This window comes from Acidovorax sp. Root217 (assembly GCF_001428645.1).
Classification (GTDB): domain Bacteria; phylum Pseudomonadota; class Gammaproteobacteria; order Burkholderiales; family Burkholderiaceae_C; genus Acidovorax.
This window is the reverse complement of record NZ_LMIH01000012.1, coordinates 1,019,490-1,029,633: the sequence shown is the minus strand read 5'-3', so window position 1 is coordinate 1,029,633 and position 10,144 is coordinate 1,019,490. Positions and strand designations below refer to the sequence as shown.

Annotated in this window: 8 protein-coding genes; 3 read left to right on the top strand and 5 right to left on the bottom strand. The window is 67.7% G+C overall.

Translation table 11 applies throughout. The features are described 5' to 3' along the window. Positions 1–214: 214 nt before the first annotated feature. The gene (locus ASE31_RS14720) at positions 215–607 is read right to left on the bottom strand and encodes a cupin domain-containing protein (protein WP_057202432.1); all 393 of its coding nucleotides are present in this window, start codon (positions 605–607) and stop codon (positions 215–217) included. A gap of 145 nt (positions 608–752) precedes the next feature. Then, complete coding sequence (locus ASE31_RS14715) at positions 753–1,499, bottom strand: sulfite exporter TauE/SafE family protein (protein WP_057202585.1); 747 nt, start codon at positions 1,497–1,499, stop codon at positions 753–755. 124 nt (positions 1,500–1,623) lie between these two features. Between ASE31_RS14715 and ASE31_RS14710 the strand changes: the two genes are divergently transcribed. Then, positions 1,624–2,601: a LysR substrate-binding domain-containing protein gene (locus tag ASE31_RS14710; protein ID WP_057202431.1), complete on the top strand. Its 978-nt coding sequence runs from the start codon at positions 1,624–1,626 to the stop codon at positions 2,599–2,601. Between the two features lie 91 nt (positions 2,602–2,692). On the opposite strand, the gene ASE31_RS14705 is transcribed toward ASE31_RS14710, so the two are convergent. Continuing rightward, positions 2,693–3,526 (bottom strand): aldo/keto reductase, encoded by an 834-nt coding sequence (locus tag ASE31_RS14705; protein WP_057202429.1) that lies wholly within the window; start codon positions 3,524–3,526, stop codon positions 2,693–2,695. A 383-nt stretch (positions 3,527–3,909) separates the two neighbouring features. Between ASE31_RS14705 and ASE31_RS14695 the strand changes: the two genes are divergently transcribed. Beyond that, positions 3,910–6,708, top strand: a complete 2,799-nt coding sequence (locus ASE31_RS14695) for a di-heme oxidoredictase family protein (RefSeq protein ID WP_057202425.1) — start codon at positions 3,910–3,912, stop codon at positions 6,706–6,708. Positions 6,709–6,744: 36 nt separating this feature from the next. On the opposite strand, the gene ASE31_RS14690 is transcribed toward ASE31_RS14695, so the two are convergent. Beyond that, the gene (locus ASE31_RS14690; RefSeq protein WP_057202423.1) at positions 6,745–7,377 is read right to left on the bottom strand and encodes a pyridoxamine 5'-phosphate oxidase family protein; all 633 of its coding nucleotides are present in this window, start codon (positions 7,375–7,377) and stop codon (positions 6,745–6,747) included. 116 nt (positions 7,378–7,493) lie between these two features. Here ASE31_RS14690 and ASE31_RS14685 point away from each other — a divergent pair, with 116 nt between their 5' ends. Further along, positions 7,494–8,390, top strand: coding sequence for a LysR substrate-binding domain-containing protein (locus ASE31_RS14685; protein ID WP_057202419.1), 897 nt, complete (start codon positions 7,494–7,496; stop codon positions 8,388–8,390). Positions 8,391–8,393: 3 nt separating this feature from the next. Here the strand turns inward: ASE31_RS14685 and ASE31_RS14680 are convergent, their stop codons facing one another. Beyond that, a complete protein-coding gene (locus tag ASE31_RS14680; protein ID WP_057202417.1) occupies positions 8,394–10,040 on the bottom strand; it encodes an acyl-CoA synthetase in 1,647 nt (548 codons plus the stop codon). Positions 10,041–10,144: the final 104 nt, after the last annotated feature.

Below are 10,144 nucleotides of genomic sequence, written 5' to 3'. Positions count from 1 at the left end.
GCTTGTGATGCACCACGACCGCAAGCCGTTCTATGCGGCTGCGTGGGTGTGGCTTGCGCAGGCTCGGATGCTGTTGGGTCGGTTGAAATAGATTTCTTCTACACCCTCTTTGGCGAAGCAAAGAACAAGTACCTCGGCCGCCGGGCCGAGACCCGGCCTCCGCCCTCAGCTAAAGCATGCCGTTCAAAACAGGTCGCACACGCATGCAGGGAAATTACTGCTCCGCAATCACATCCACAAAGACCAGTGGCTCGGTCCCCGTATTCGTAAGCCCGTGCGATTCGTTCTTGCGCACGATGGTCACGTCGCCAGCCTTCACCGCGATGTCCTTGCCATCCTTGTCCTTGAAGGTGCCTCGGCCCGAGATGATGATGTAGGTGTCTTCATTCGTGGTGTGCTTGTGGTAGCCAATGGAGTCGCCAGGCTTGAGGGTAAGCCAGCTGATTTCCTTGATGGCCTGGTCTTTCAGGGCCTTGTCGCGGGTGAAGGCGTATTCGCCAATCAAGGTGCCCTTGCCACCACCGGCGGCCTCCTTGTTGACCTTGATGAGCTCCTCCTTGGTGAACACGTCGGCCAGGGCCGGTGTGGAAGCGAGGGACAGGGCCATGGTTGCGCACGCAGCCCATGCAGAAATTGCTTTTGTCATATGTCTCCAGTGTTGTTGTCGCGGCAGCGCATGGCGCACTGCCGGTGGAGATATTAGGGCCGACTGCCCAGCCTGCGTGCAGGTTGTCAGGAATCTGAAGGCCCCGTCATCCCACCAGCTTGGGCAGCGCCGATGCCAGCATCGCCACGCCCGAGAGCGTGAGCATGCCCAGCACGATCTGGCGAAAGCGCGCCTCGCTGATGCCGTGGTACAGCCGCGCGCCCAGCAGCACGGGCACCAGCATGGCCGGCAGCGCCACGGCCAGGTAGGGCAGCATGGGCGCCGTGACCATGCCCGTGGCCAGGTAGGCGAGCATGGTCACGAGCAGCATGGCCAGGTTGAAGTTCTGGATCACGGCGCGCTGCGCGTCCTTGTCCCAGCCGCGCAGCGTGCACCACAGCGTGGGCAGCACGCCGGTGAAGCCGCCGATGCCGCCCATCACACCGCCCGCCATGCCCACCACCGCATCGGCCAGCCGCCCGCCGCGCGTCAGGCGCGGCAACTGCCTGGCCATCAGCATGGCCGGGCACCACAGCACCAGCAGCGTGCCCAGCACGAGCTTGAAGGCGTCCATGTCCAGCCGCGGCAGCAGCGCCACACCGATGGGGATGCCCGCCAGCCCACCGAGCACGAAGGGCAGCAGCCGCAGCCTGTCGAAGCCCCGGCGCACCGAGAACACCGCGAGCACCTGGCCCGTGAGCGAGCCGGCCACCACCAGCACGGCGGCCAAGCGCGGCTCCAGCGTCCAGGCCCAGAGCGACATCGCCGTCAGGCCAAAGCCAAAGCCCGAGAGCCCTTGCACAAAGCCTGCGGCGACTGCGCCCAGGGCCACCAGGATGAATACCGAATCCATTGCCTCTTCCTTGTTGTACGGTGCCTGCCCGTCCAGCACCTGCATCGGATTGTGGTCGGTTCGTATAAGCAAACTATCAGCAATTACTATTCACCCATGCGATTTTCCGCATACCCTATTCACCATGCCATCCCATGACACCAATGCCGCCCAGGCCCTGCAGGCCCGCCTGGCCTCGCGCCTAAAGATGCGACACTTGGTGCTGCTGCAGCAGATCGAAACGCACAGCACGCTCACCCGCGTGGCGCACCATATGGCCACCAGCCAGCCGGCCATCACGCATGCATTGGCCGAAATCGAGTCGATCTTCGGTGCGCCGCTGTTCGAACGCTCCGCGCGCGGCATGGTGCCCACCGCGCTCGGCACCCTGGCGCTGGCCCGTGCGCGCGCCATGCTGCAGGACCTCACCCACTGGGCGCTGGACATCGAAGCCGCCAGCGCCGGCCGCGCCGCGCATCTGCAGATCGGTGTGATCCCCTTCGTGCCCGGTCGCCTGCTGGCCGCCGCCATCGGCCAGACGCGGCCGCGCGGCCTGCGCGCCACCGTCAGCATCCACGAAGGCACCAGCGACCACCTGCTGCAGCGCCTGCGCGCGCACGAACTCGACTGCGTGATCGGCCGCGCCTCCGCAGTGCTCGACATGGATGGACTGATGCACGAGGTGCTCTACCACCAGGAGCCCCGCCTGATTGCCCACCGCCGCCTGTCGGCGCGGCTGGCGCGGCGCCCGCTGTCCTGGCCCGAGCTGGCCGAACTCGACTGGGTGCTGGGCGCACGGCAGACCCCCATGCGCGAGCAGATCACCGACTTCTTCCTGCGTGCCGGTGTGGCCCCGCCACAGGCCTATGTGGAGAGCCTGTCGTCCAAGGTGATCGGCGAGCTGATCGCGGCCAGCGAGCGCGCCGTCTCCATCGTGCCGGCCGACATCGCGCAGGAGCTGGTGCGCATTGCCGGCGTGGCCATCGTGCCGCACCGCTTCGGCTGGACGCTGCCGCCCATCACGCTGTTCCAGCGCTCCGAGGGTGCGCAGTATGCGGAGGTGGCGTTGCTGGCACAGGCATTGCGCGATGCGGCGGCCGGTTTTGCAGCAGAGCAAGCCTGACCTGGGGCAGGCGCCGCGCGGGAGAGCGTGGGTTCGAGTCCGATCACTCCGTGAAAAAACAAGCCCTCTTGCAAGCGCTTGTTTTCAGCGCTTAGAACGCCGCCGTGAGCGGATTCGGGCCGATACGCCCTTCGGCCTGGTCCAGCTGGGCGATGGCCGCCATGTCCTGTGCATCCAGCGCAAAGTCGAAGACATCGGCATTTTCGGCAATGCGGCCCGGGTTGACCGACTTCGGGATCACGACGTTGCCCACCTCAATGTGCCAGCGCACGACGACCTGGGCCGGCGTCTTGCCATGTTTGGCGGCGATGGCCTTAATGCCCGCATCCTCCAGCAACTGGCCCTGGCCCAGCGGGCTCCAGGCCTGCGTGGCGATGCCATTTGCAGCATGGTATTCACGCAGCCGGCGCTGTTGAAAGCGCGGGTGCAGCTCGATCTGGTTGAGCACCGGTTTGGCACCGGTCTCCTGCACAAGTCGGTCGATGTGCTCGGGCTCGAAGTTGGAGACACCGATGGACCGCACCCGCCCTTCGGATTGCAGGCGGACAAAGGCGCGCCAGGTGTCCACGTACAGATCGCGCGAAGGGTTCGGCCAGTGGATCAGGTACAGGTCGAGCACGTCGAGGCCCAGCAGTTGCATGCTGGCATCGAAGGCGCGCAGCGTGGAATCGAGGCCCTGCTCGGCGTTCCACAGCTTGGTGGTGATGAAGACCTCTTCGCGCGCCACGCCGCTGGCACGCAGGCCCTCGCCCACGCCCGACTCGTTGCCGTAGATGGCGGCCGTGTCGATATGCCGGTAGCCTGCGGCCAATGCCGCCTTCACGGCCTGTGCGGTGGCATCGGCGGGGGTGCGCCACACGCCCAGGCCGAGCTGGGGGATGGAGCGGCCATCGTGGAGTGCGATTAAGGGATGCTGCTGGGTCATTCGGGGTTCCTGAGGGTCATTTTTATGACAAAGGCCGCCGCAAGGCGCTTGGGTTGGCCATCTTCTCACGCATGGTGCAAGTCCTGCTGGCGGCAAATCAACAGGCCGCGCCACGGGGAGATGCGGAACCCGATCGCCCCAAGCCATCCGGGGCCGATTGCATCCATATGCAACTGCCCCAAAAGCGGGAACCCCAGCGCGAAAGCACTGCGCCACCCGGCAACGGCCCAAAACGCCTCTTTCAAAGATACGTTTACACACGTTTTGCAATTAATTAACGCAAATTAACCGCTGCGGCCACGCCACAGCGGTAGCCGGTGAAATGGTCTTCATGCCTATGATTTGCCCACAACGAACGCACACGGATGCGGGGTGGGAGAAGCATGGAACACACGATGAAAAAGGGCGTGCACCACGGTGCGCGCTGGGGAGCCCTGGGCGCATTGGCGCTGGGCCTGGCCGCCTGCGGTGGAGGCAGCACGGACAGCAGCGGCAGTGGGCAGGAGGCGTCGCAGTCTTCGTCCAACGTGGTCTATGTCCAGCACAAGTCCGCCTACGAAGCAACGGCTGCAGCGCCCAGCCAGCCGGGCGTGGCCATCAAGCCCGTGACCGCGACCTCATCGGCGGTGGAAAACCCCGGCATGGCGGCCACGGCCGCCATCGACGGCAATCTCGGCAGCCGCTGGGGCAGCACCTTCGTGGACGATGCCTGGATCCAGTTCGACTTTGGCGCCAAGGTCGACGTGGGCTACATGAAGCTGGTCTGGGAGCGCTCCTACGGCAAGGAATACGCGCTGCAGGTCTCGCAAGATGGGAGCACCTGGACGCAGATCCGCTACGTCACCAACGGCAAGGGCGGCACCGAGGAGTTCCTGAACCTGGGCATGAGCGCGCGCTACATCCGCCTGCAGGGCGTGGCACGGGCCGGAGGCTACGGCTACTCGCTGTTCGAGGTGGAGTTCAAGACACCGGGCACCGACAACACCCAGGGCGTGGGCGCGACCTCTGCCTGGCGCTACCCGGCCAATGGCCAGGGGCTGGCGCCCTTGCCCGCCGCACCCGAGGCCGCCGAGCTGACCCAGTTCCGCCTGGCCGACGGCACGCTGGTGACGCGCTTCGGCGCACGCGCGCTGGGCCGCCATGGCCGCGAGCGTGGTGAAGAGTGGAACGAGATCGGCTTTGGCCCCAACGACACGGTGGACTCTGTCACGGGTGCGCCCGTGGACAAGGGCCCCGGCGCGCACCTGACCTTCGTGACCCAGTATTTCCAGAACCGCACCTGGGGCATGGAGATCCTCGACAACAGCCGCGTGGCGGGCGTGACCAAGCCAACGCTGGTGGTCAACCGCTACACCACGGTGGACTTCTTGCCGGGCGACACGGCGTTCTTCCGCGCGTTCGACCGGCCCGGCGTCACCGGCTACGGCTGGATGAACCCGGGCGAGCTGGTGGACCGCAACGTCAAGGTCTGCGCACCCACGCCCTACCCGGCCAATGGCCGCCTGGCCAGCCCCGACGGAATCAACGGCCCCTGCACGCTGCGCATCAAGGACTACCCGGGCCACGGCGGCCTGGGCGCCAATGGCCTGCCCAATGGCACCAACGTGCCCTCGCGCGCACTGGTGGCCGGGGACGCCATCGAGGTCTCTCCCGCGATGTTCAGCACGCGCGAATCCATGTCCTCCAAGGGCGACAACGGCGGCATCCGCTACTACTCGGCCGAGTGGCTGTACGTGGTGGGCACCGGCCTCGTGCCCTGGTATGGCGTGCAGCCGCGGCTGAACTCGGCGCCGCTGCCGGCGATCACGCTCTCGGGCGGCACCGGCTCGGTCTCGTACAACTACTCGGACAACGGCGCCTCGATGTTCCAGCAGCCGTTCAACAACGTGGGCATGCAGAACATGCAGCGCTTCGTCGAGGGGCGCCGGCTGATCCACACCAGCTTCGACACCGGTGCCCACAGCGAGCCGGGCAACGACCCGTACATGCCCGCCGCCAAGCTGCAGGGCACGCACTTCAACCAGTCGGCCTGCGTGGCCTGCCACGTGAACAACGGCCGCAGCCCCGCGCCCATGCAGGTCAACCAGCGCCTGGACAGCATGTCGCTGCAGACCGCCAGCCTGGGCGATGCCGGCCAACAGCAACCGCACCCGCGCTACGGCAGCGTGCTGCAGATGAACGCCCGCGCCGCCACCGGCGAAGCGCAGGACTGGGGCAACAGCGTGCGCGTGGCCCGGTTCGAGACGCGCAATGTGCGCCTGGCCGATGGCAGCGTGGTGGAGCTGCGCAAGCCCGTGCTCGGCTTCGACGGCCCCGTGCCCGCCGTCCACTCGCTGCGTGCCGCGCCCCCCATGATCGGCATGGGCCTGCTCGAAGCCGTGCCCGAGGCCGACATCCTGGCCCGCGCACGCACCGTGCCGGATGCCGATGGCGTGAAGGGCGTGCCCAACTATGTGTACGACCCCGAGAGCGGCGTGGTGCGTCTGGGCCGCTTCGGCTGGAAGGCGTCCAAGGCCACGCTGCGCCAGCAGGCCTCCACGGCGCTGCTGCAGGACATGTCGGTCACCTCCACCGTCTACCCCTCGCGTGATTGCAACTACGGCCCCACCGCCTGTGCAGCAGGCGCGCGCAAGCCCGGCATCACCGAGGCAGACCTGGCGTCGATCTCCAACTACCTGGCCCTGGTGGCCGTGCCAGCCCAGCGCAGCCAGGCCAGCGGCTTCCCCAAGGGCGTGGCGCCGCTGGACGAGCACCGCGTGAACCCGCAGCAGGTCACCCTGGGCGCCAGGCTGTTCGACAGCCTGCGCTGCGTGGCCTGCCACACGGCCGAGATGAAGACCGGCTCGGGCCACCTGTTCGCCGAGCTGCGCGACCAGACCATCCGCCCCTACACCGACCTGCTGCTGCACGACATGGGTGCCGAGCTGGCCGACAACTTCGCGCAGGGCCAGGCCACGGGCGCCCTGTGGCGCACCGCGCCGCTGTGGGGCATCGGCTATACCGAGACGGTGATGGGCGCAGGCCAGGCCGCCAAGGTGGGCTACCTGCACGACGGCCGGGCCCGCTCGCTGACCGAAGCGGTGCTCTGGCATGGTGGCGAGGCCGATGCCGCACGCCGCCGCTTCGAGGCGCTGCCCACGGCAGACCGCGAAGCGCTGCTGGCCTTCCTGCGATCGCTGTGATCGGCCTGGAGCGGGCGCCCCGCTCGCTCCAGCCGCTCAATACAGGGTCGTGCGCTGCCGCTCGGGCAGTGCCTGGTCATAGGCCGCGCCATCGAAACTCTGGCTGATGGCCGACAGGATGGCACCGGGCGTGGGCACGGGCCGGGGCGCACCGGGCTCGGTGGCCTCCCACAAGCGCGAGCGCAGGATGGCGCGTGCGCACTGGAAGTACACAGCCTCCACCGCGATGCGAATCACGCACTTGGGCGGCTGGCCGCCGACCACGAAGCGCTCCATCAGATCGGGTGCTGTGGTGATGCTGGCGCGGCCATTGACCCGCAGCGTCTCGCCCACGCCGGGGATCAGGAACAGCAGCGCCACGCGCGGGTCGGCCACGATGTTGCGCAGGCTGTCCACGCGGTTGTTGCCGCGCCGTTCGGGCAGCAGCAGGGTGCGCTCGTCCAGCACCTGCACGAAGCCCGGCGCATCGCCGCGCGGCGAGGCATCGAGCCCGCCCTGGCCCGAGGTGGCCAACACCGCGAAGGGCGATGCCTCGATCATCGCGCGGTACGAGGGGTGCACGAAGGGCACCTCCTTGGACCGCGAGGCCTCGCCGGGCGTGCCGAACAAGGCTTCGAGCTGGGCAATGCTCTCGATGGAATGGGCGGTATCGACAACGGTGGCGGTCATGTCAGGTTCCAGGGGTTGATGGCGAAGATTGCGGGTGTCATGGCCGCCATGGTGCAGCGCGGCAGCGCCAGCGGCAAACGAGTTTACGGCCGCCCATGCGTGAGAAAATCACACACATGACACCCCGCATGCCCCCGCTCAACGCCGTGCGCGCCTTTGCCGCTGCCGCGCGCCACCAGAGCTTCACGCTGGCGGCGGCCGAGCTGTTCGTCACGCATGGTGCCATCAGCCGGCAGGTGAAGACGCTCGAAGCGTTCCTGGGCGTGGCGCTGTTCGTGCGGCGGGTGCGGCAGGTCACGCTCACGCCCGAAGGGCAGCGCTTCTTTGCCGAGGTGGCCCCGGCGCTGGAACAGATCGGCGCGGCCGCCCGGGCGCTGATGGACGATGCACCCGCGCGCACGGTCACCATCAACGTGCGGCCCTCGTTCGCGGTGCGCTGGGTGATTCCACGGCTGCCGGCCTTCGTGGCGCAGTTCCCCGGTATCGAGCCCAAGGTGGTCACCAGCACGGTCACGCCCGACCATGCCCCGGAGCATTTCGACGTGGCGATCCGCCGGGGCCTTGCGGGCTGGCCGGCGTCCATCGCGGTGCAGCCTTTCTTGCAGGATGAAGCACTGATCGTGGGCACGCCGGCCCTGTTCTCCACCGTCCCCGTGGCCGAACCGCGTGCGCTGGGCGCGCATGTGCTGCTCTGGTCGCGCTCCCGCCCCGACGACTGGGACCACTGGAAGCGCCAGGTGGGCGCGCCGCGCCTGCGGCCCGCAAGCCAGCTGCAGTTCGACCACCTGCACTTCGTACTGCAGGCCGCGCAGGGTGGCCTGGGCTTTGCGCTGGCCCCGGCTTCGCTGGTGGCGCACGACCTGGCCACCGGCCGCCTGCTGTGCCCCTTGCCCGCGCTGCGCCTGCCGCTCACGCGCCACTACTACGGCCTGGCGCCCGATGCAGCACCCGAGGCGCAGTGCTTTGCGCAATGGCTGCAGAGCCAACTGGAAAGCAGCACAGGCCTGGGTTGAGGCTCAGACGTCGATGGCCTCGGCCGATCCCGCTTGCTTGCGCAGCTCGAACTTCTGGATCTTGCCGGTGCTGGTCTTGGGCAGCTCGCCAAACACCACGGCACGCGGCACCTTGAAGCCCGCCAGGTGCTGCTTGCAGTGGGCCACGATGTCCTCAGGCGTGAGCGTGGCGCCGGCCTTGAGCTCGACGAAGGCGCAGGGTGTCTCGCCCCACTTGGGGTCGGGCCGGGCCACCACGGCTGCGGCCAGCACGGCGGGGTGGCGGTAGAGCACGTCTTCCACCTCGATGGAGGAGATGTTCTCGCCGCCCGAGATGATGATGTCCTTGCTGCGGTCCTTGATCTTGATGTAGCCGTCGGGGTACTGCACGGCCAGGTCGCCGCTGTGGAACCAGCCGCCCGCAAAGGCCTCGTCGGTGGCCTTCGGGTTCTTGAGGTAGCCCTTCATCACGATATTGCCCTTGAACATGATCTCGCCCATGGTCTCGCCGTCCTGCGGCACGGGCTGCAGGGTTGCGGGGTCGAGCACGCGCACATCGCGCTCCAGGTGGTAGCGCACACCCTGGCGGGCGTTCAGGCGGGCGCGCTCGCCAATGTCCAGGTCATCCCAGGCCCCGTGCTTGGCGCACACGGTGGCGGGGCCATACACCTCGGTCAGGCCATAGACATGGGTCAGGTCGAACCCCATCTTCTCCATGCCCTCGATCATCGACGCAGGCGGCGCGGCGCCGGCCACCATGGCCTTTATGCCGGCGGGCACGCCGGCCTTCATCGCATCGGGCGCATTCACCAGCATGCCGTGCACGATGGGTGCGCCGCAGTAGTGCGTGACGCCGTGCTGGCGCATGGCGTCGAAGATGGCCTGCGCCTCCACGCGGCGCAGGCAGACGTTGACACCCGCGCGCGCCGCCACCGTCCAGGGAAAGCACCAGCCGTTGCAATGGAACATGGGCAAGGTCCACAGGTAAACCGCGTGCTTGGGCATGTCCCACTCCAGCACGTTGCTGATGGCATTGGTGGCCGCGCCCCGGTGGTGGTAGACCACGCCCTTGGGGTTGCCCGTGGTGCCGCTGGTGTAGTTCAGGGCGATGGCGTCCCACTCGTCAGCGGGCAGTTCCCAGGCGTGCTGCGCATCGCCTGCGGCCACGAAGGTGTCGTAGTCGGTGCCGCCCAGGGATTGGGCAGCCGGGCCGTACACGGCGTCCTGCACTTCCAGCACCAGCAGCGGCGCTGTGGACTTGCGCCATGCCAGGGCCTTGGCGAGGGTGCCGGTGAACTCCGGGTCGACAATGATGGCACGGGCCTCGCCGTGGTCGAGCATGAAGGCGATGGCCTCGGGATCGAGGCGGGTGTTGATGGCGTTGAGCACGGCGCCGGCCATCGGTACGCCGAAATGCGCTTCCACCATGGGCGGGGTGTTGGGCAGCAGTGCGGCCACGGTGTGGTTCTTGGCTATGCCGGCGCGGTTCAGGCTGCTGGCCAACTGGCGGCAACGCGCATAGGTCTGGCCCCAGGTCTGGCGCAATTCACCATGGACGATGGCCAGGCGGTCCGGGTAGACCTCGGCCGTGCGCTCCAGAAACCCGAGGGGCGACAGGGGCGCGAAGTTGGCCGGGTTGCGGTCCAGGTGCTGGTCGAACATGTGGGGCATGGCAGGGATTTCCTTCGCGGGGACGATGAACCGCCCTATTACAACGCAGGGTTCTGGCGGGGATCTGCGGGCGAACCCGGGGCCCGGCCAGGGATAGAGGAAAA